The organism is Aliiroseovarius sp. ABM4_368, assembly GCF_056161205.1.
Genome location: NZ_JBSWYR010000001.1, coordinates 899,301 through 919,078, shown reverse-complemented (window position 1 = coordinate 919,078; position 19,778 = coordinate 899,301). Strand labels below are relative to the sequence as shown.

Sequence of the window (19,778 nt, the reverse complement as noted above, 5' to 3'; positions counted from 1 at the left end):
GCGGGGCCTAGGATGCTGCGGTCTTTAGACATTCGGGATATGCTTATCATCGACCGGTTGGAGCTTGAGTTCCAGCCGGGGCTGAATGTGCTGACCGGTGAAACCGGCGCGGGCAAATCAATTCTTCTGGACAGTCTGGGCTTTGTGCTGGGCTGGCGGGGGCGTGCAGATCTGGTGCGCACCGGTGCCGATCAAGGCGAGGTTGTCGCCGTCTTCGATCTGCCTGACGCCCATCCTGCGCGCGATGTGTTGGACGAAGCCGGGATCCCCTTAGATGACGAACTTGTGCTGCGCCGGGTCAATCGCGCGGACGGGCGCAAGACGGCGTGGGTCAATGATCGTCGCGCCAGCGGCGAAGTGCTGCGCGCCTTGTCGGATACATTGGTCGAGCTGCACGGCCAGCAGGATGATAAGGGGCTTCTAAACCCGCGCGTCCACCGGCAACTTCTGGATGAATTTGCAGGGCTTGGGGGCAAGGTCGACGGGGTGAGGACCGCGTGGCGGTCCGTTGCCGTCGCCTTAAAAGCGCTGGACGAGGCACGGGCGCGGATTGAAGCCGCAAAGGCCGAGGAAGAGTTCCTGCGCCATGCGGTGGACGAGCTGGATACACTGGACCCTCAGCCCGGCGAAGACGCCGAGCTGGACGCGCGACGCCGGCTGATGCAAGGCGCCGAGAAGATCGGAGAGGATATCCAACGCGCGCATCAAGCGCTTGGCACGGGCGAGGGGGCCGAGGCCCGTTTGGGCGACGCCCTGCGCTGGCTGGAAGGCGCGGCCGAGCAGGCGGGCGACGTGTTGGACGCGCCGCTGGCCGCCTTAAGCCGCGCGATGGACGAATTGGGCGAGGCCGTGTCGGGCGTCGAGGCCGCGATGGACAGCCTGTCCTTCAACCCGCACGAGTTGGAGCAGGTCGAGGAACGCCTGTTCGCCATTCGCGCCATGGCTCGCAAGCACAACACCACACCCGACGAATTGGGCGTGTTCGCCGAGGATCTGCGCGGACGTCTGGCGGCACTGGACGCGGGCGCAGACGAGATCGCGGGCCTTGAAGCCGCACTTTCCCAGGCACGCGCGCAGTACGACCAAGCCGCGCAATCTCTGTCTAAAGCACGGCAAGATGCCGCCACCCGGCTGGATCAGGCGATGGGGGCCGAGCTTGCGCCGCTAAAGATGGAGCGCGCTGTTTTCACAACGGAAATCACCGCCATGGATCCCGGACCGGATGGCGTGGACGCGGTCACTTTCACCGTCGCGACCAACCCTGGCGCACCCTCGGGGCCATTGAACAAAATCGCATCGGGCGGCGAGCTTAGCCGCTTCCTGCTGGCCCTTAAGGTCTGCCTGACCCGCGACGCCACCGGCCTGACCATGATCTTTGACGAGATTGACCGCGGCGTCGGCGGCGCCACCGCAGATGCGGTCGGGCGGCGATTGGCAGATCTTGCCGATGCCGGACAGGTTCTGGTTGTCACCCACAGCCCGCAAGTGGCTGCCCTTGGCGGGCATCATTGGCGGGTCAGCAAGTCGGTGACAGATGGCATGACGCTGTCCACCGTGTCGCCCTTGTCATCTGACCAGCGTGTCGATGAAATCGCACGGATGATTTCTGGCGATACGATCACGGACGCTGCCAAGGCCGCTGCAAAAGAGCTGTTGGCAGGCTGATCTATCTCGCCTGCGGCACCAGCTTGCCGGGGTTCAGGATATTGCCGGGGTCCAGCGTGGTCTTGATGTCGCCCATCAGCGCCCAGCCGATCCCGTGTTCTTCCTCCATCAAATGCAGTTTTCCCATACCCACGCCATGCTCGCCGGTGATCGTCCCACCATGCGACAACGCCCGACGGCTCATCCGTTCGGCAAGGGCTTTGGCTTCAGCCATTTCGGCGGGGTTGTCGGGATCGATCAATAAGATGGCGTGGAAATTACCATCCCCGACATGGCCCAGAATGGGGCCGGGCAGGGACGAAGCCTCGATATCTGCGCGCGTTTCCTCGACCGCCTGCGCGAGCTGAGAAATCGGCACACAGATATCCGTCACCAAAGCCCGCGCGCCGGGGCGCAGGCTTTGTACGGCGTAAAAAGCGTGGTGGCGAATTTTCCATAGCGCGTTGCGGTCCTCGGTTTTTGTGGCGTGTTCATAGCCGATTGCGCCAAAATCTTGACTTATCTCATCAAACACCGCGCTGGCCTCAGACACGGCAGCGGGGGAGCCGTGAAACTCGACCAGAAGATGCGGGCAAATGTCCATCTCGGTCCCGGCATATTGGTTGAAGGCACGCGCGGTGGCGTCGTCCACAAACTCGATCCGGGCAACGGGGATGCCCAATTGGACCACTTGCTGAACTGCGCCCACAGCCGAGGCCATGTCGGGAAACGCGCAGATACCTGCGCGGATTTCCTCGGGCTGGCCATGCAGGCGCAGGGTCAGTTCCGTGATGATCCCAAGCGTCCCTTCTGACCCCAGAAAAAGCGCGGTCAGATCATACCCGGCCGAGGATTTGGCCGCCCGCGATCCTGTGTGCAAAACACGCCCATCTGCCAAGACAACCGTCAGGCCCAGCACGTTCTGGCGCATCGATCCATAGCGCACCGTGGTTGTCCCAGAAGCGCGCGTGGCCGCCATGCCGCCCAAGGTGGCATTTGCGCCGGGATCGACCGGAAAAAACATGCCTAATGTGCGCAATTCATTGTTAAGCTCTTCGCGTGTCAGCCCCGCTTGAACTTGCGCAATCATGTCGCCGGGATCATTTGACAGAACCCGGTTCATCCGCGTCATGTCCAGACAGACACCGCCCTTGGTCGCACTTGTATGCCCTTCCAAAGACGTACCAGCCCCGAAGGGGATCACCGGCAATCCGGCCAGACCACAAATCTTCAGGATCTTGCTGACTTCATTGGTATTCTCAGGCCAGACGACGATATCGGGCGGGGCGGGGGCAAAATGAGTCTCGGATCCGCCATGTTGATCCAGAACAGGCTTGGACCGGCTGATCCGATCGCCTAGAAAAGACGAAAGCTCGGTGAACGCGGTGTCGATGGCCATCCCATCCTCCCCTGAGAAACCGGATCAACTTATGGTAAATGGCGGACCTTGGGAAGGGTTCTACACGCGCAGCGCAATGATAAAACAGATAAAATTGTTGATGGTCGAAAGCGCCCAAAATCTTGGCGCGAGCGTGCGTAATGCATGGGCTGTTATGATTGAAAAAGGCCCAAGTCAGATTCAGTTTTGGCTGATCGCGTTGGTGATAGGTGTGGCCTCGGGGACGGCTGCACTGGGGTTTCGCAAGGGGATCGAAATCCTGCAAGCCGCGCTTTACGGCACGGACGACCTGACCCGCCTTCACAGCTTCGCCCAGACCTTGCCGTGGTACTGGATTTTGGCCCTGCCGACGTTGGGTGGGTTGGTGGTTGGGTTGATCCTGAACTGGTTTACCCATGACGGGCGTGTACGATCCGTTGCGGATGTGATCGAGGGCGCGGCCCTGTGGGAAGGCCGCGTGGAAAAACGCGCGGGTCTTGGGTCGGCATTGGCATCTCTTGTGACGCTATCAACTGGCGGTTCGACGGGCCGCGAAGGCCCTGTCGTGCACTTGGCCGCCGTGATCTCAAGCTGGATCTCGGCGCGGATCAACGCCAATGGCATCACCGGCCGCGACCTTTTGGGCTGTGCGGTGGCAGGCGCGGTCTCGGCCAGCTTTAACGCGCCCATCGCAGGCGCGCTTTTCGCGCTCGAGGTTGTTTTGCGCCACTTCGCCGTCCACGCCTTTGCCCCCATCGCCATTGCCGCGGTGTCAGGAACCGTGATCAACCGTCTTGAATATGGCGGCGTGACCGAGTTCGTCCTACCGGCCGAAGGCACGCTCGCCTTCTATATCGAACTGCCCGCTTTCCTGATCCTTGGCCTTCTGTCGGGCATCGTTGCCGTGATTCTGATGCGCTCGATCTTTTGGGCCGAGGATCTGGGCAACAGCGTGCAAAATCGACTGCGCCTGCCACGCATTCTGCGCCCGGCGCTGTCTGGCTTCCTGCTTGGCGCGATCGCGATCTTCTTTCCGCATATCATCGGGGTTGGGTACGAAACGACCTCGGCCGCGCTGACGGGCAACCTGACTGCCGGTGTCGCAATCTTGTTCGTGGCGGTGAAAGTTGCGGCTGTCGCCATCACCATGGCAGGGCGCATGGGGGGCGGGGTGTTTTCTCCCGCACTGATGGTCGGCGCGCTGACCGGGCTGGCCTTTGGCATCATCGCCACCGCGATATTCCCAGATGTCTCGGGGTCCGAGACGCTTTACGCCCTTGCTGGCATGGGGGCGGTCGCCGCCGCTGTCTTGGGCGCGCCGATTTCGACCAGCATGATTGTGTTCGAACTGACAGGGGACTGGCAGACCGGGATCGCTGTGATGTCCGCCGTGTCCCTGTCCACTGCGCTGGCCAGCCAGTTGGTGGACCGCAGCTTCTTCCTGACCCAGCTTGAACGCCGCAACATCCACCTTGCCGCCGGCCCGCAAGCCTATCTGCTGTCCACCGTGCGCGTGGCCCAGGTTATGCGCGACCGCGACCACGCCCGCGCTGCTGCCGAAGAACATTGCTGGGAGTTGATCGAGGCGGGCATCTATGTGGACGGCAATACCACGCTGGAAGTTGTCATGCCCATGTTCGAGGCCACTGGCGAGCGCTATGTTCCCGTTGTGACCCTTGGCGGTGAAGGCGACCCGCCCGAGCTGTGGGGCGCGGTTTTCCAGGTGGACGCGCTGAAAGCCTTCACCCGCGCGTTGTCGGAAACAGCGGCAGAAGAGCACTCCTAGTGCCCAACACATCGCATTTTCTTGTCACAAATATTTCGGGGTTCGAAGGCTTCCTGGAAACTGTCCGGGGGACAGTTTCGCCTAAGAACGGGCGGAGCCCAAGCCGAAGCGCAGAGGGGCTAAGCCCCAGTAACCCCTTACCCCAATGCCCGCGACAATGCGCAGAACGCCTCTACGTCGATCTCTTCCGCGCGCGAGGTCGGCTTGATCCCGACCGAGGTCAGAACGTCCTCAATTTCAGGATGCAGCCCCTTCAATGACGCCCGCAACATCTTGCGGCGTTGCCCGAAAGCCTTGGCGACAACCGCCTGCAATTTGGCTGCATCCGCCTCGAATCTTGGCGCGGGAAGCGCATCTAGATGCACCACGGCGGAATGGATTTTCGGCGGGGGTGTGAAGGCCTCGGGCGGCAATTCCATCACCACACGCGGGGTGGTGCGCCATTGGGCCAGAACCGCCAGACGTCCGTATTTCTTTGATCCCGGCTGAGCAACGATGCGCTCGGCCACTTCTTTTTGGAACATCAAGGTCAGGCTTGACCATGTGGGCGGCCAGCTGGGTGGGGTCAACCAACGGACCAAAAGCTCGGTCCCTACGTTATAGGGCAGGTTGGCGACGATGCGGATGGGCGCGGTCAGATGTTGAAGCGGGTCCAGCTCTAACGCATCCGCATTCACCACCTCAAGCCGCCCCGGATAGGCCGCGGCAATCTCGGCCAAGGGGGCCATCGCGCGGCTGTCTTTTTCGACCGCCAGAACCCTACGTGCGCCTTCGACCAGAAGGCCTCGGGTCAACCCGCCGGGGCCGGGACCGACTTCCAGAACGTCACAGTTCGACAGATCCCCTGCCATCCGCGCAATTTTGGCGGTCAGATTCAAATCCAGAAGGAAGTTCTGGCCCAGAGATTTCTTGGCCACCAACCCATGCGTGTTGATCACCTCGCGCAGCGGGGGCAGACCGTCGATCTGGCTCATGAGGGGCTCTCCTGTCGGCGGGCAAGGCCCATTTTCTGGGCCATGCGCAAGGCGTTGATCAAGGATGTAGCGTCCGCTGTGTCGCTGCCCGCGATGTCATAGGCCGTGCCATGATCAGGCGAGGTGCGCACAAAGGGCAGGCCCAATGTGACGTTAACGCCACCCTCGAAATCGATGGTCTTGATTGGGATCAGCGCTTGGTCGTGATACATGCAGATCGCTGCGTCATAGCCCGCGCGCGCACGGGCGTGAAACATCGTGTCGGCGGGCAGGGGACCAACCAGGACCAGACCCTGACCGCGCAACTCGTTCAGCAGTGGCGCGATCATGTCGATCTCGTCCATCCCCATCGCGCCGCCTTCGCCCGCATGGGGGTTCAGACCCGCAACGGCAATGCGCGGCGCGGCAAGGCCAAAATCGCGGATCAGCGCAGCATGGGTGGTGCGGATTACTTGTTCAAGTGTGTCGCGGGTCAGCGCCTTGGGCACGTCAGACAGGGCGATATGGATCGTGGCAGGGACCACTCGAAGCGCGTCACAGGCCAGCATCATCACCACATCCGCGCCACCAGCCAGATGCGACAGGTATTCGGTGTGGCCGGGAAACGGAAACCCCGCCCCGTCCTTCAGCGCTTTCTTGTTGATCGGGTTGGTGCAGACCGCAAGCGCCTGTCCCTGTTTGGTCATCTCGACCGCGCGGGCGATCACGTCGATCACAGGCTGGGCGTGTTCGGGCTGGGCAATGCCGGGACGGCGCGGCGTGTGGAAATCATGCGGTAACACCGGCAGGGCTGTTGCCCCAAGGGCCTCGTCCGGCGTTGTGATCTGGGTGAACGCGACCCCGTCAGGCAGGTGGCGCGGATCACCGATCAGGAAGAAGGGAACATCCCCCCCCAAAGCCGCGAAGGCTTTGACTGCAATTTCCGGTCCAACGCCCGCAGGCTCGCCCATGGTCAGGGCCACGGGCGGGATGATGTCAGACGCGCTTTCAGCGGTCATTGCGGATCATATTCCTCGACAAAGGCTTCGGCGCGCAGTTCTTCCAAATAGGCGGCCGAGAACGCTGCCAAACGCTGGTTCTGAAGGCGCAGCTTCAACTGTTCGCGGCTGATTTCCTCGGGCAATTCGCGGCTGCGCGAGCACAGCATCAAGAAGACAAGACTTTGCCCACTCTCCGAAGTCAATGCGGTCGAAACCTCGCCTTCATCCAGCTGGGCCAGCTCGACGGCATAGCGTGTGGGCAGCTCGCCAATCGGCAGGGATTCGCGTTGGATCTGTGCCTCGGTCGAGCCGGGGAACAAGCCAAAAAGGTCATTGCAGCTGTCTGCTTTGGTGCGAATATCTGCCGCCTGCGCCAAGGCTTCGGCGCTGCGCCCACCGGGGATCATCAGGGCCGAGTATTCGACGGTGACGTCTGTCGGGGTAGGGCGGTCAAGCTCTTCAATGGCGCGCAGTTGGAACACGGCCACGCCGTTCTTCACAGGAATAGGTTCGGTCACGTGACCGGGCTCTAAGGCAACGACCTGCGCGGCCACAGCGGCAGGCAGATCGGACAGCTCGGTCCAGTTCAAACGGCCCGACCGGCCACGCGAAGGCGCAACCGACGAATTGCGCGCAGCAGATGCAAAAGCGCCCAAAGTGGTGATTTCTGACAGTTCCGCAGCACGCGCATTTGCGATCTGCATGGCTTCGGGGTTTTGGGCGGGCAGGATGATCTCGGACAGCAGCACGCGGACATTCTGGCCCGGCGCGGTCAGTGACAATTGGCGATCAATCTCGTCCTCGGTGATGTTAATGCGCCCCTGCCAGCGTTCGCGTACCACGGTGCGCCATGCCAGACCGCCCGAGACAAAGTCGCGGAAGGTTTCAGGCGCGACGCCCGCCTGTGCGATGATCTTGTTGAAATCTTCGACTTCCAGATTGAAGCGGCCCGTGAACTCGGCCATTCCTGCAAGAACTTCCTCAGCCGAGACCGAAACACCGGCCGTTTCCGCCGCCTGACGTTGCAAGGCCTCGTCGGTCAGCTGTTGTAGCGCCACCTCGCGCAGGTTGCCCGGTGCGCGCAGAAGGGTCAGGAAGGCCATCCGCTGCGACAGCTCATAGGCGGTGATTACGCGGTCATTGACCTTTTTCACCGGGGCAAACAGGTTTTGCGCCTGCGCAGGGGTTGCCCCCAGCCCGACCAATGACACCAGCCCCATAACGAGACCCGAGGCGGCACAGGTCCATGCCGAAGCCGTCGATTTGCGCAGCCCTTGCTGCGCTTTAGATTGGCGAAGAAATCCCATCGGTGTTTTCCTGTTTCGCATAGTGCTCGTATCCTCAGATCCAGACCTGCTGCGGTTTGGTCGAATTGTCATCAACCACTGCATTTATTCACCGATGCTCCGCGGCCGCTTCCAAATCCGATCAGTTCGAATTGCAGACCAATATCGGTTGTTGGCTCTACATTAATAGAGGTTGTGAAGCGACGCGAGAGGGAAAGATCAACCGAAAGGCATTCATTTCGGTATTCCAGCCCCAAACTGGCGCGAGTGGCCTGATTAGCCTCGATGTCAAAGCTGCCATCGGCTGTGACGGTCCAATAGTCGCCAACCTTCCAGACGCTGTCCAAACGCAGTTCATGGGTGGGGGACAGGCGGTTTTCAGCTGCGTCGTCGATGATCCAGATATGGGCAGCACTAAGTTGGAACTCGTCTGTCAGCCAAGCGGCGCGGGTTTCGGATTTTGTCAGGTCGAAATTGTCGTCCAAAAGCGCACGCCCTTGCACGGAAACTTGCCCACCAAGATTAACGGCGGCGCCCAACAGCCAATCAGATTTTTCACCTGCCAGACCCGAAGCATCAGTGAATTGCCCCAGATCGACCTCGCGGAACACGCGTCCACCGGCAAGTGTGAAGCCCCAGCCAGAAGGAAGGCTGCGCGTCCAGCTAAGCCCCACAGCCCCGCGCAGGCCTTCTTCGCGCCGGTCGCTGCCGGGGAAGCGGTTCAGGTCAAACAGGCTTGCTTGGTCAAATTCGACGAACTGACTGTCTTCATTGGGAATATCCGCACCGACATATTCGGACCAAGCCAGTGACGCGACGGGCTCTAGCACGTCTACCGCACCACTTGCAGTGACGCGCGACAGGGGCCACCGCAAGGTGACACCGGCCGAGGGTGTGGCGAAGCTTTGCTCGTTTTGATAGCGACTGTCCTGCTCGATCCAATAGATATCCGTATCGACGCCGGCACGGGTTTCAAACACCAGCCCGGCAGGGCCTGTCCAGTCGCGCCGCCAATCCAGCCCAACCCCGATGCGTGCCACGTCACGTCCCACCACATCCAGTGTGCTTTCGCGGAAATGCGCCTGCCAAGACAGGTTTGTGCGCAGCTCGCCACCGATAAAGCCACCGGGGTGGAAACGGCGCTCATAGAAGGCGTCGATCTGGGCAAAGGGAAGTTCGTCCGAGATCGGAATTTCGGATTCGCGCAACGTGTCATAGCGGGTGATCCCCGCGTAGGCGAATTCATCCCGACGGGCACGCATCACCTCGATCGCGTTGCGCAAACGGTCCTGATCAGAATAGCCGTATTCCAGCAAATACCCCGCGTCCGAGACCTCTTGCAGCTGGAACGACAAGGTGAAGTCGCGTGGCAGATCAAACTCACCTTCGCCAAACACATAAAAACGCGTTGTGTCGCCGATGATACTGTCTTGGCTGATGGCTCCTTCGGCGTGAAGATCCCCTGCGCTGAAGGCATGGCGATAGCGCAGCTCGAGCGTGCGGGTCTTGTCTGCGATATAGGGCGACAAGGTCAGGTCTGCGTGATCTCCCAGCCTGATAAAATAGGGAACGGCCAAGCCAAATCCCAGCGTAGTATTCGAGCGGATCTTGGGCGGCAGGAAGCCGGTTGCGCGGGTCAAGGTGGGGTCGGGCAGGCGCAGGCGCGGAAGATAGAAAATTGGCACATCCGCCACCCGCAACTGCGCACCATGGAAGTAAAGCTGGCGGGTCTCTTCATCATGGACCACCCGGTCCGCCCGGATCTGCCACAGCGGCACCGGGTTGTTCTTACAGACATGGCAGGACGAGGCAGTGACCCGTGACAGCTGAGTATAACGGTCCTGCACACGGTTGATCTGAGCTGCAGCGATCTGCAATTGTTGATCCAACACCAATCGCGCGCTGGTCAGGATGCCGTTGCGCAGGTCGGCAGACAATTGTGCTTCGTCCGCGACCAGAATGGTGCCGTCAGGGCGGGTGATCGTGATCGGACCCGAGATGGTCAGACTGTCCGTCGCTTTGTCATAGCTGACGCGCGTGGCGGACAGGCGGCTGCCGTCAAACAGCACCACCACGTTGCCTTCGGCCACCAGACCGCCATTGCCAACGACGCGCACGTGATCCGCGATCAGGCTGGCGGATTGGGCATTGGCAGGGGACACGCCAAGCGCCACCGCGCTGACAGAGCCCGCCAGCAAAGCCAACGCCAGACGTCCGGCACGAAGGTGCTTTGACAGGCTCATCATCCGTCCTCCAGATGCAAAAGAAGGCCCAAGGGCAGCATGATCGCCGCAATCGGCGGTGCCCAAGCGGCCAATATGATCGGAATCTGACCGTTCTCCCCAAGGATCTGGGCGAAATTGCGAATGAAATAGGCCCCGAACCCCAACATCAGCGCAAACAAAACCATGATCCCGGTGCGGCCAAAACGCGTGTGGCGCATGGTGAACCCGGCCCCGATCAGCACCATGGCGACCAGAAAGAACGGCATCGCCAATTCCATATGCAGCCAGACCCGATGCGCCCGCGCCGAGAAACCAGCAGCTTCAAGCTGTTGGATGAACTGAGGCAGATCCCAGATCGAAATCGCACTGGGTTTGCCAAAACTGTCGCGGATCTGTTCGATCGTCAGGTTCGAGGCCAGTGTGAACATCGGATACTGGATGGCAGTGACCTCGGGGTTGGTCTCGGTGACCAGATCCCAGACCTTTGCGCCGCGAATGGCCCAGTATCCGGGTTCAAGCCGCGCGCTCGCGGCCTCGATGCGCAGGGTGGGCGGGCCCTCGGGCGCGAAGGAAAAGAAGGTGACGTCGTAAAGCTCGGTTCCTTCAAGGTTTGATCGGTCCGCGCGGATCACAGTCTGGCCCGTGTCATTCCCTTGACGCAGCCACACCCCATCTGACGCAATCGACAGAACTGATGCCCCGCGTCCTTCATATTCTGCCGCGATACGCTCGTATTTCTTAGCGGTCCCAGCGGCAATTGGGTTGCCCACCGCGACGGCCAGAATACCGAACAGAAACACCGTCAAAACCGGCGAAATCAGCGTCATCAGTGCAGATCGCCCCGCCGCCCGGGTCACCACCATTTCCGAGCTGCGCGCAAGGCTTAGGAACATCCACAGGGTCGACAGGATCACAACCAAGGGCAGGATGCGATACATCCAGACCGGCGCGTTCAAAAGCGTCAGACCCAGCACATTCATGAACCCCACAGACGCCGCGTCGAACTTGCGCATGCTTTCCACCATGTCCAACAAGACAAAAATGATCGCGAGCACAAAGATCATGCTGAGGAAGGCACGCAGGAAGCGGCGTGCGATATAGAAATGCAACCTCATGTGTTTGCCTCGGTCATTTGACGGCTGCGTTCGCGAAGGGTGCAGCGGCGCCGACGCATATCGGAAAACGAGGGCCGTGTGGCTTTGAACAGCACGGCAATGTTGAAAACTGCTCCGACAACCGTGGCCAAGTACACCATCCAGACGCCGCCTTCGGTCCGACGCGCCATGTCCAGCATGGTGTTGTCCAGTGATTGCAACAGTGCCACCACAGCCAAAGCAATCACGACCTGTTGCCACAGCCCAAACCGGCTGAACCCGGCGACAATCAGCATGGAAAATCCGGCCATGGCGGTCACGATGGAATAAAGCGCTTGGGCATTGCGGAAATGGCCTTCGGCCCGCAAAGCGGCGCGGGTTTCACCGGTTTCTTCCAACGTAGCGGCGGGCGGGTTCAACAGCTCGGGCGTATAGATCTGGCGGACTTTGCGCGACGTTTCCGCGCTGCCTGTCAGAAGGTTTGCGATGTTATAGGTGAAGTCCTCGAATCCGGTGGTGGTCAGGCGCTGGGTTTCGATGTTGATCACCTGCGCCAACCCGTCAAACATCACCAGCCGCGGGCCAAGATCGGTCTTCACGATCAGCGCTCGGCGGGCGGTATAGGTATAGTGTTGTTCGTCATCGCGTTCGTCTGACAGGAAGATGTCAAACAACTCGCCCGCCGGGCTGATCTCGCGGATATAAAGCGTGATGCCGTCCGCGGGGTGAACAAAGCTGCCCTCGGTCAGGAACCGCGCGGTGACGTTCTCGGCGATTTCGGCCTGACGTTCGGCGAAGCGAAGCTGGCTCATTGGGACTAGGATATGGGTCAGGATCAACATGAAAAGCGCGGTCAGGACGCCAAAGACCAGCACCGGACGGGCCAGACGAAAGGGGCCATAGCCAGCCGCCTGCGCCACCACCAATTCGCTTTCCGAATTCAGCCGGTTGGTGACAGACACCGCCGCCGCGAAGGACGCAATGGGGACGATGAACACGATCACGGCGGGCAGGATCATCGCCGAGAACTCAAGGAAAACCAGCGCCGTTTGGCCGTTGGCGATCAGCTGATCAAACAGCCGCACCGCCCGGTTCACCCAAAAGAGCAACACCAGGACAAGCCCGTAAAAGCCGAACAGCATCATAAGCTGCGACAGCATATAACGGTCGAATCTGGCCACGTTCCCCCCTGAGAACTCAATATCTTGTGGTCTGTTTTCTAAACCATCCGACGAGCGGGGAAAACTGCTATCTGGTCAAACCTCGACAGGGCCGCTACCAATGGCAGGAACCTGCCAGAAAAAGGACCCATTATGACCGCTCCGATCCTTCCGAGTTTCACCGAAATCAACCTTGATACGATCGGCACCCATAAGGGTCGCGTCACTGTGGTTCTGTCCGAACCCGGCAAGCTGCACCCGGCCGCGCGAAGGGTGAACAAGCTGATGCGTGGGGCGCTTGTGCGCTTCACTGAAAGCGAGGCTTTTGAAAAAATGAAGGACGGCGATGCGCTGGACATTGCGTGGCCCGTCGGGATGGAGGCCGAGGTTGTTCAGGTCATCCGCCTGTCGCCGCGCGCGGACGAGAATACCGCCCGCAAGGCCGGTGGAAAAGTCGGCAAGTCCCTGTTGGGTAATGATATTCTGGTGCTGGCCGGGTCGCTGAAATACGCAGATGAACTGGCGCTGGGGGCCACTTTGCGTGCTTATGCGTTCGACGATCACCAAACCAACGAAGACGCGCCCAAGGGTGGAAGCCTGTCACTCATGGTCTCGAAACCAGAGAACTTCGAAGACGCGACGACCAACATCAACGCGCTGTCCGAAGGTGTGTTTTTCAGTCGCGACTTGGTGAATGAGCCTGCCAACGTTTTGACCACGGTCGAGTTCGCTGCACGTCTGGAAGCTCTGTCGGACCTCGGCGTCACCGTGAAGGTTTTGGAAGAAGACGAACTGGAGGCTCTTGGTATGCGCGCGCTTTTGGGCGTGGGGCAGGGGTCTGAAAGCCCGTCGAAAGTGGTCATCATGGAGTGGCTGAAAGGCGAAAAAGGCGCGGCCCCGCTGGCTTTGGTCGGCAAAGGCGTTGTCTTTGACACCGGCGGCATCAGCCTAAAGCCCGGCGCGGGCATGGAAGACATGACCATGGATATGGGCGGGGCGGGCACCGTCTCGGGCGTGATGAAAACGCTGGCGCTGCGCGGGGCGAAGGCCAATGTGGTCGGGCTTGTCGGTCTGGTGGAAAACATGCCGGACGGGCGTGCGCAACGCCCGGGCGACATCGTGACATCCATGAAAGGCACCACGATTGAAGTGATTAACACCGACGCCGAGGGTCGTTTGGTCCTGTGCGACGTGATGTGGCATGCGCAGGAAGAATACAAACCCGCCGCGATGGTCGATCTGGCCACGTTGACCGGCGCGATTATTATCGGCTTGGGGCATGAAAACACAGGCGTTTTTTCCAATAACGATGCATTCTGCAATAGCTTTCTAAAGGCTGCCGAAGCCGAAGGCGAAGGTGCGTGGCGGATGCCAATGGGCCCCGCCTATGACAAGCTGATCAAGTCGCATAAGGCCGACATCAAAAACGTTGGGGGCCGCGCGGCCGGGTCTGTCACGGCTGCCCAATTCCTTGGCCGTTTCGTGAAAGACGATCAACCTTGGATTCACCTCGACATCGCAGGCACCGCGCAACTGTCCAGCGAAAGCCCTCTGGCCCCTAAGGGTGCAACCGGTTGGGGCGTTTTGGCGCTGAACCGTCTGGTGAAAGACCAGTTCGAGGGCTGAGGGTATGACTGACACAGCGGGGACCGAAACGGTGAAAGATGCCGCCGCGCAAGGCGAAGTCTTCTTCTATCACCTGACCCGGTCCCCGCTGGAAGCAGCGCTCCCGATGCTGCTGGAGCGCAGCCTGCAAGCGGGCTGGCGTGTCTGCGTGCGGGGTCCACATGCGGCGCGGCTGAATTGGTTGGATGAACGGCTGTGGCTCTATCCCGAGGATGGCTTTCTGCCGCATGGTCTGGCGGGTGGCCCGCAAGATGCACAGCAACCGATCCTGTTAACCAGCGGGATGGACAACCCCAATGACGCGCAAGCGCTGATGGCCATCGACGGGGCTGAACTGTCCGAGAGCGACATGCGCGGGCATACCCGCGTCTTCGTCGTGTTCGATGGCAATGATCCCGACGCGGTGGCGCACGCGCGCACCCAATGGATGGCGGTCAAGAATGCGGGCGTCACTGCGAAATACTGGAGCCAAGAAAGCGGAAGGTGGGAGATGAAAGCCTCGACCTCGCCCGAAGACGCATAGGCTGCCCCTTCCTCTTGCCAAAGATACCTCGGTATGAGGCCGCCCGGACGAGGGGCAGCGCCCCTCAGGTTCACCCGGTTTCGGCTGTCAGCGCGTAAGGATCAACTGATTGCGACTGATCTCGATCTTCTCGAACCGTTGCAGATAATCGTTGCCCAGAAGTGATCGCGGCATCTCGCCCTCGTTCACCCAGACCTGAACTCCAAAATCTTGCACGCCCAAAAGCTCGACCTTGGCGATGCGGGCGGGGGCGGTGCGGACCTCGCCATTGGCGCTCATCGCGCGCCCATAAAAGCGAAGGGCGTCCATTTCGACGCCGATCCGGGCCGCGTCTTCTTTGGTCAGTACAATGTTGCTGGCCCCGGTATCTACTATGAAATCAACGGGTTGCCCGTTCATTAAGAGGGTCGCATAGAAATGACCGTCAAAGGCGCGGGGCAGCACGATCTCGCCCGTGTCTTGAACAACGCCTTGGCGGGGCGAGATGTCATTGCGAATGTCGCTCCACAGCCCGACCCCGGCTAGCACGCCAACGAAGATCAACACCCAAATCAACGCATGGCGTAGATTCTGCCCCAGATTGGCGCGGCTTTCGGCCACGAAATAGCCGCCCACAGCTGTTAGCAGCAGGGCAAGATAAGCAAATCTGGCGATGTCGTCTCCGGTCATATGTTTGATATAGGAACGGCGGGGCAAAATGTCACCGGGTCAGCATGACGCGTGTTAGCCCATAAGGCCAAAGTCACGCAGACCTTCCAGCACGAACTGTACGGCCAAAGCGGCCAAGAGCATACCCAGAAGTCGTGTAACCACCTTGATGCCCGTCTCGCGCAGCAGACGTTCCAGCAGAGGGGCCGCGTTGAACAGCACAAAGGCGATGACCAGCACAAGTGTCATCACAACCAAGGCCAGACCAACGCCCGCCAACCCGTCCCCTTGGCCTGCGAGCAGGATGACCGTGGCGATGGAGCCGGGACCGGCGATCAGCGGCATGGCCAGAGGGAATACGGACGGATCATCGTCGCTTTCAGCCTCTTCCGACTGGTCTTTGCGCCGCTGGGTGCGCCGCTCAAACAGCATGTCCAGCGCTGTCAGCAGCAAAAGGATCCCGCCCGCGATACGGAAGGCGGGCATTGAGATGCCAAGGAAGTTCAGCACGCCTTCGCCAAGGAAAGCAAAAAGCGTCAGAAGCACGCCCGCGATGATGCAAGCACGGATGGCAACGGCGCGGCGTTTGGCAGCGCTCATCCCTTGGGTCAGGGCCATGAACAACGGTGAAATCCCGATCGGGTCCATCACCACAAAAAGCGTCACGAAAGACGGTATGAAAAGATCAAAGTCCATCCCTAAGCCTCTGCTTTTTCGAGTTTATCTTGCGCTGTCATCCAAAGGTCCTCGGCCTTGTCCATGGCCTCCATCACCTCGGCGTATTTCTTTTGCCAAACCCCAAGGTCACCCGCGCGCCCATCTTCATACAGCTCGGGATCGGCAAGTTTCGTGGCCAGTTTGTCCCGCATTTCTTCGATCTTCACCATGCGGGCTTCGCATTTGCGCACCTCGGCCCGCAGCGCCAACACCTGATCCCGGCTTGGGCGTTTCGGCTTAGGCTTTGCAGCGGCTTTCTTGTCGGTTTTCTTGGCCGTATCCGGCGTCAACAGCATCTTGCGATAGGCCTGCAAGTCGTCTTCATACGGGGCGACATGGCCGCCTTTCACCAACCACAGACGATCCGCGACCATCGACAGCAAATGCATGTCGTGGCTGACCAGAATGACAGCGCCGCTATAGGCGGTCAGCGCCTCGACCAACGCCTCGCGGCTTTCGATGTCCAAGTGGTTGGTCGGCTCGTCGAGGATCAACAGATGTGGGGCGGGCAGGGTGGCCAACAGAAGCGACAAACGCGCCTTTTGGCCGCCAGACAAGCGTCCAACTTCGGTGTCGGCTTGATCCGCTCCCAGACCGAAGCCCGCCAGTCGTGCGCGCAACTTTGCTTGGCCCTCAGATGCGCGTTCACGCATCAGGTGTTGCAGGGGCGTTTCATCGACGTAAAGCTCGTCCACCTGATGCTGTGCAAAGAACCCGATGCGCAGCTTCGAGGACGACACCATGTTGCCTTCCATCAGATCAAGACGACCTGATAACAGCTTGGAAAGTGTGGATTTTCCCTCGCCATTGCGCCCCAAAAGCGCAATGCGGTCGTCCTGGTCGATGCGCAGGTTCAAATTGCGCAAAACAACGGTTTCGCCATATCCCACAGCCGCCTTTTCGGTGGCGATAATGGGGGGCGAAAGCTCTTCTGGTTTGGGGAAGGTAAAGACGGTACGCGCGGCGTCTTCAGGCGCGCGAATTGTCTCCATCTTCTCAAGGGCCTTCACCCGCGACTGCGCCTGTTTCGCCTTAGATGCTTTGGCTTTGAAGCGATCCACAAAGGCCTGCAAATGCGCCCGCTGCGCGTCTTGTTTCTTGGCTGCCGATGCCAGCAATGCACGTTTCTGCGCACGCTGTTTGGCAAACATGTCATAGGTGCCGGTGTAGTAGATCAGGCCCTTGTCTTCCAGATGCAGAATGCCCCCGACCGAGCGGTTCAAAAGCTCGCGATCGTGGCTGACAATCAAAACGGTGTGCGGATATTTGACCAGATAGGCCTCAAGCCACAACGCGCCTTCCAGATCCAGATAGTTGGTCGGTTCGTCAAGCAGCAGCAGGTCCGGTTCGGAAAACAACACCGCCGCCAATGCAACCCGCATCCGCCAACCGCCCGAAAATGCCGAACACGGCATTTGCTGTTCTTCATGTGTGAACCCAAGCCCTTTCAGGATCGAGGCCGCCCGTGCTTCCGCCGACCACGCATCAATATCAGACAGGCGGGTCTGAACTTCGGCAATTCGAGTCGGGTCGGTGGCGGTCTCGGCCTCGGCCATCAAGGCTTCGCGTTCCGTATCCGCGCGCAAAACCGTGTCGATCAGCGACACCTCGTTACCGGGCACTTCTTGGCTGACACCACCAATCTTCCACCCTTTGGGCAGCGAGACCGTGCCCGTGTCCAACACCATCTCGCCGCGGATGACCTTGAACAACGTCGTTTTGCCCGAGCCATTGCGCCCCACAAGGCCCACTTTGTGACCCGTCGGAATGGTTACGCTCGCGTTTTCGACCAAGGTACGGCCCGAGATGGAATATGTGATGTCAGAGATTTTAAGCATGTCCCCATGTGCCTGACCTGCGCCAGCCCGTCAATCGCCGCTTTTCAAAATGACGATCCCATGTTACGGGGGCGCAAATCACACGCGCATCAGGGCAGGGGTCTTGATGCCTCAAACGTAAAAGGGACCATCATGGCCATTCAACGCACATTCTCGATCATCAAACCCGATGCCACCAAACGCAACCTGACCGGCCAAATCGCCGCCAAGTTCGAAGAAGCTGGCCTGCGCATCGTTGCTTCGAAGCGCATCCAACTGACCTTGGCTCAAGCTCAGCAGTTCTATGGCGTCCACTCTGAACGCCCCTTCTTTGACGAACTGTGCGAGTTCATGATCTCGGAGCCGATCGTTGTTCAGGTTCTGGAAGGTGAAGACGCCATCGCGAAAAACCGCGAAGTTATGGGCGCAACCAACCCTGCTGAAGCTGCCGAAGGCACCATCCGTAAAGAGTTCGCCCTGTCGATCGGTGAAAACTCGGTCCACGGTTCGGACGCCCCGGAAACCGCAGCAGAAGAAATCGCATTCTTCTTCTCGGGTCTGGAACTGGTTGGCTAAGCCACTTTTCTAGAAGACTTAAAAGCCGCGCGGGGAAACTCGGGCGGCTTTTTCTATTGTGGCGGGATGTGGTTCGTGGTCAGGTCGTCTTTGAATTTGAGCTAAGAGGTTCTGAAAGTGGCTAAAAACATGAAACGAAATCTGTCTGTTTTGAAACACTTCATTCTGCTGCCAGTAGTGTTGGTAGGCCTTACTGCGTGTTTAGACAGTACCCTTAAATCCACAAAAATTAGGGGGCTAGAAATCCAACCGGTCCAGATTTCACATCTCTCAGAAAACAGATATCGGGTAGTTGTCCCACTAAAGAACAATACCAGCGACGAAATCTGTCTTAACCCAAGGGGAGTTGCAGGTGTCTACTATCAGGGAATACCACTTCCAACTTTGGAGCATCGACTTCCTACAGACGCGGGGTTGATTGTCGAGAATGACTTGCCTTGGGAGATGAAAGTTACTCGGATCGCGCCACGATCAGCGTATTTTCTGTCTCGCGAAATTGATCTTGAGGATCAATTCTCTAACGCCGAGACACCTAAAATTCCCGATATTCATGAGATTTTTAGACCACCGTTCAAAGTTTCGATGTGGGTCCCTGTCGTCGATTGTAGCAGGCTTTCACATGGGCAAACGCGAGTTCATGTGGAGGCTCGATCTACGGCACACAGTTACGCTCCTCAGCCCAGAGTATACACAGGTCAAGAAATCGAAATACCATTCAGTATTGATGAGTGATCAGTGGCTTAGAACGAATGAAAAAACCGATACTGGCGGAATACTCATCGCGCCCGTATCCCGATCTCATCCAAAATCGCTTCAAATTTGTCTTCGGGAGGTTTCTTCGCAGCAGCCTCGGCCTTCAACGCATCAAACCGTGCGCGCAGGGCGTCTTTTTCCTTGCCCTTACAGTCATTCCAAGGACGGCCCTGAAGGCCCATGACCATTGCGTAATAGGCGATGAAATGGGGGCGGGAGCCTGTGGCCAGCAGGCGGCGATAGGCCTCGTCGGGCCCTAAGGTACGCAGCTCTTCGGCCGTATGGATGCCTGCGCGGGCATAGACCGCGTCCGAGGCTTCGCCAAGATTTCGGATGGTTGATACAGGGTCGCTCATGCGCCGAGGTTAATCGGTACAGAAAATTTCTTAAACCCGTATCGCGTTCAGATCTGAATCATTCCTGACAAATCAGATGCTGGCCCAATCGGTAAATAGAACCGTCGGCTCTTTCGGCTCGTCCGTGCGGGTGCGATCCCGTTTGGGCGGTGCCTTGACATGCACGTAACGCGTGCCGCCAGACGGTGGTTTATGCTTTTCTTCGGTTTTTTCCCCAGCCATATCCTTGCTCCGA

Annotated in this window: 17 protein-coding genes; 5 read left to right on the top strand and 12 right to left on the bottom strand. The window is 59.4% G+C overall.

Annotated elements, in window-relative coordinates; all coding sequences use genetic code 11:
• Nucleotides 1–12: 12 nt before the first annotated feature.
• The gene (gene recN / locus ACXAH3_RS04575; RefSeq protein ID WP_474860877.1) at nucleotides 13–1,665 is read left to right on the top strand and encodes a DNA repair protein RecN; all 1,653 of its coding nucleotides are present in this window, start codon (nucleotides 13–15) and stop codon (nucleotides 1,663–1,665) included.
• Between the two features lies 1 nt (nucleotide 1,666).
• On the opposite strand, the gene ACXAH3_RS04570 is transcribed toward recN, so the two are convergent.
• Nucleotides 1,667–3,043, bottom strand: coding sequence for an FAD-binding oxidoreductase (locus tag ACXAH3_RS04570; protein ID WP_474860876.1), 1,377 nt, complete (start codon nucleotides 3,041–3,043; stop codon nucleotides 1,667–1,669).
• A 154-nt stretch (nucleotides 3,044–3,197) separates the two neighbouring features.
• Here ACXAH3_RS04570 and ACXAH3_RS04565 point away from each other — a divergent pair, with 154 nt between their 5' ends.
• Entirely contained in the window at nucleotides 3,198–4,808 is a 1,611-nt protein-coding gene (locus ACXAH3_RS04565) for a chloride channel protein (protein WP_474860875.1), read from the top strand.
• A gap of 137 nt (nucleotides 4,809–4,945) precedes the next feature.
• Here the strand turns inward: ACXAH3_RS04565 and rsmA are convergent, their stop codons facing one another.
• The 6 genes from rsmA to lptF all read right to left on the bottom strand — a co-directional run bounded on the left by rsmA (nucleotide 4,946) and on the right by lptF (nucleotide 12,548).
• Nucleotides 4,946–5,782: a 16S rRNA (adenine(1518)-N(6)/adenine(1519)-N(6))-dimethyltransferase RsmA gene (gene rsmA / locus ACXAH3_RS04560; RefSeq protein WP_474860874.1), complete on the bottom strand. Its 837-nt coding sequence runs from the start codon at nucleotides 5,780–5,782 to the stop codon at nucleotides 4,946–4,948.
• Nucleotides 5,779–6,780 (bottom strand): 4-hydroxythreonine-4-phosphate dehydrogenase PdxA, encoded by a 1,002-nt coding sequence (gene pdxA, locus ACXAH3_RS04555; RefSeq protein ID WP_474860873.1) that lies wholly within the window; start codon nucleotides 6,778–6,780, stop codon nucleotides 5,779–5,781. The genes rsmA and pdxA overlap by 4 nt, the downstream gene beginning before the upstream one ends.
• Nucleotides 6,777–8,069 carry a peptidylprolyl isomerase gene (locus tag ACXAH3_RS04550; protein WP_474860872.1) on the bottom strand — a complete coding sequence of 431 codons (1,293 nt, stop codon included), beginning with the start codon at nucleotides 8,067–8,069 and terminating at the stop codon, nucleotides 6,777–6,779. The genes pdxA and ACXAH3_RS04550 overlap by 4 nt, the downstream gene beginning before the upstream one ends.
• A 71-nt stretch (nucleotides 8,070–8,140) precedes the next feature.
• Nucleotides 8,141–10,291, bottom strand: coding sequence for an LPS-assembly protein LptD (locus ACXAH3_RS04545; protein WP_474860871.1), 2,151 nt, complete (start codon nucleotides 10,289–10,291; stop codon nucleotides 8,141–8,143).
• Nucleotides 10,291–11,388: an LPS export ABC transporter permease LptG gene (gene lptG / locus ACXAH3_RS04540; protein ID WP_474860870.1), complete on the bottom strand. Its 1,098-nt coding sequence runs from the start codon at nucleotides 11,386–11,388 to the stop codon at nucleotides 10,291–10,293. The genes ACXAH3_RS04545 and lptG overlap by 1 nt, the downstream gene beginning before the upstream one ends.
• Complete coding sequence (gene lptF, locus ACXAH3_RS04535; RefSeq protein WP_474860869.1) at nucleotides 11,385–12,548, bottom strand: LPS export ABC transporter permease LptF; 1,164 nt, start codon at nucleotides 12,546–12,548, stop codon at nucleotides 11,385–11,387. The genes lptG and lptF overlap by 4 nt, the downstream gene beginning before the upstream one ends.
• A gap of 132 nt (nucleotides 12,549–12,680) precedes the next feature.
• Between lptF and ACXAH3_RS04530 the strand changes: the two genes are divergently transcribed.
• Together ACXAH3_RS04530 and ACXAH3_RS04525 are read left to right on the top strand one after the other, a co-directional pair.
• On the top strand, nucleotides 12,681–14,153 hold the full coding sequence (locus tag ACXAH3_RS04530; RefSeq protein WP_474860868.1) for a leucyl aminopeptidase: 1,473 nt from the start codon (nucleotides 12,681–12,683) through the stop codon (nucleotides 14,151–14,153).
• Nucleotides 14,154–14,157: 4 nt separating this feature from the next.
• Nucleotides 14,158–14,676, top strand: a complete 519-nt coding sequence (locus tag ACXAH3_RS04525; RefSeq protein ID WP_474860867.1) for a DNA polymerase III subunit chi — start codon at nucleotides 14,158–14,160, stop codon at nucleotides 14,674–14,676.
• An 87-nt stretch (nucleotides 14,677–14,763) separates the two neighbouring features.
• On the opposite strand, the gene ACXAH3_RS04520 is transcribed toward ACXAH3_RS04525, so the two are convergent.
• The 3 genes from ACXAH3_RS04520 to ACXAH3_RS04510 are packed head-to-tail and all read right to left on the bottom strand — an operon-like array spanning nucleotide 14,764 to nucleotide 17,879.
• On the bottom strand, nucleotides 14,764–15,372 hold the full coding sequence (locus ACXAH3_RS04520; RefSeq protein WP_474860866.1) for a retropepsin-like aspartic protease family protein: 609 nt from the start codon (nucleotides 15,370–15,372) through the stop codon (nucleotides 14,764–14,766).
• Between the two features lie 27 nt (nucleotides 15,373–15,399).
• Nucleotides 15,400–16,020, bottom strand: a complete 621-nt coding sequence (locus ACXAH3_RS04515) for a MarC family protein (protein ID WP_474860865.1) — start codon at nucleotides 16,018–16,020, stop codon at nucleotides 15,400–15,402.
• Nucleotides 16,021–16,022: 2 nt separating this feature from the next.
• A complete protein-coding gene (locus tag ACXAH3_RS04510; RefSeq protein WP_474860864.1) occupies nucleotides 16,023–17,879 on the bottom strand; it encodes an ABC-F family ATP-binding cassette domain-containing protein in 1,857 nt (618 codons plus the stop codon).
• 132 nt (nucleotides 17,880–18,011) lie between these two features.
• Here ACXAH3_RS04510 and ndk point away from each other — a divergent pair, with 132 nt between their 5' ends.
• Complete coding sequence (gene ndk / locus ACXAH3_RS04505) at nucleotides 18,012–18,434, top strand: nucleoside-diphosphate kinase (RefSeq protein WP_474860863.1); 423 nt, start codon at nucleotides 18,012–18,014, stop codon at nucleotides 18,432–18,434.
• A gap of 776 nt (nucleotides 18,435–19,210) precedes the next feature.
• On the opposite strand, the gene ACXAH3_RS04500 is transcribed toward ndk, so the two are convergent.
• Together ACXAH3_RS04500 and ACXAH3_RS04495 are read right to left on the bottom strand one after the other, a co-directional pair.
• The gene (locus tag ACXAH3_RS04500) at nucleotides 19,211–19,543 is read right to left on the bottom strand and encodes a TfoX/Sxy family DNA transformation protein (RefSeq protein WP_474860862.1); all 333 of its coding nucleotides are present in this window, start codon (nucleotides 19,541–19,543) and stop codon (nucleotides 19,211–19,213) included.
• A gap of 72 nt (nucleotides 19,544–19,615) precedes the next feature.
• A complete protein-coding gene (locus ACXAH3_RS04495) occupies nucleotides 19,616–19,765 on the bottom strand; it encodes a hypothetical protein (RefSeq protein ID WP_185960845.1) in 150 nt (49 codons plus the stop codon).
• Between the last annotated feature and the right edge of the window lie 13 nt (nucleotides 19,766–19,778).

What these genes read in the sequence shown, in the direction of transcription:
- recN (WP_474860877.1), top strand. Translation starts at nt 13, where the DNA reads ATGCTGCGGTCTTTAGACATTCGGGATATGCTTATCATCGACCGGTTG.
- ACXAH3_RS04570 (WP_474860876.1), bottom strand. Translation starts at nt 3,043, where the DNA reads ATGGCCATCGACACCGCGTTCACCGAGCTTTCGTCTTTTCTAGGCGAT.
- ACXAH3_RS04565 (WP_474860875.1), top strand. Translation starts at nt 3,198, where the DNA reads ATGATTGAAAAAGGCCCAAGTCAGATTCAGTTTTGGCTGATCGCGTTG.
- rsmA (WP_474860874.1), bottom strand. Translation starts at nt 5,782, where the DNA reads ATGAGCCAGATCGACGGTCTGCCCCCGCTGCGCGAGGTGATCAACACG.
- pdxA (WP_474860873.1), bottom strand. Translation starts at nt 6,780, where the DNA reads ATGACCGCTGAAAGCGCGTCTGACATCATCCCGCCCGTGGCCCTGACC.
- ACXAH3_RS04550 (WP_474860872.1), bottom strand. Translation starts at nt 8,069, where the DNA reads ATGGGATTTCTTCGCCAATCTAAAGCGCAGCAAGGGCTGCGCAAATCG.
- ACXAH3_RS04545 (WP_474860871.1), bottom strand. Translation starts at nt 10,291, where the DNA reads ATGAGCCTGTCAAAGCACCTTCGTGCCGGACGTCTGGCGTTGGCTTTG.
- lptG (WP_474860870.1), bottom strand. Translation starts at nt 11,388, where the DNA reads ATGAGGTTGCATTTCTATATCGCACGCCGCTTCCTGCGTGCCTTCCTC.
- ACXAH3_RS04530 (WP_474860868.1), top strand. Translation starts at nt 12,681, where the DNA reads ATGACCGCTCCGATCCTTCCGAGTTTCACCGAAATCAACCTTGATACG.
- ACXAH3_RS04525 (WP_474860867.1), top strand. Translation starts at nt 14,158, where the DNA reads ATGACTGACACAGCGGGGACCGAAACGGTGAAAGATGCCGCCGCGCAA.
- ACXAH3_RS04515 (WP_474860865.1), bottom strand. Translation starts at nt 16,020, where the DNA reads ATGGACTTTGATCTTTTCATACCGTCTTTCGTGACGCTTTTTGTGGTG.
- ACXAH3_RS04510 (WP_474860864.1), bottom strand. Translation starts at nt 17,879, where the DNA reads ATGCTTAAAATCTCTGACATCACATATTCCATCTCGGGCCGTACCTTG.
- ndk (WP_474860863.1), top strand. Translation starts at nt 18,012, where the DNA reads ATGGCCATTCAACGCACATTCTCGATCATCAAACCCGATGCCACCAAA.
- ACXAH3_RS04500 (WP_474860862.1), bottom strand. Translation starts at nt 19,543, where the DNA reads ATGAGCGACCCTGTATCAACCATCCGAAATCTTGGCGAAGCCTCGGAC.
- ACXAH3_RS04495 (WP_185960845.1), bottom strand. Translation starts at nt 19,765, where the DNA reads ATGGCTGGGGAAAAAACCGAAGAAAAGCATAAACCACCGTCTGGCGGC.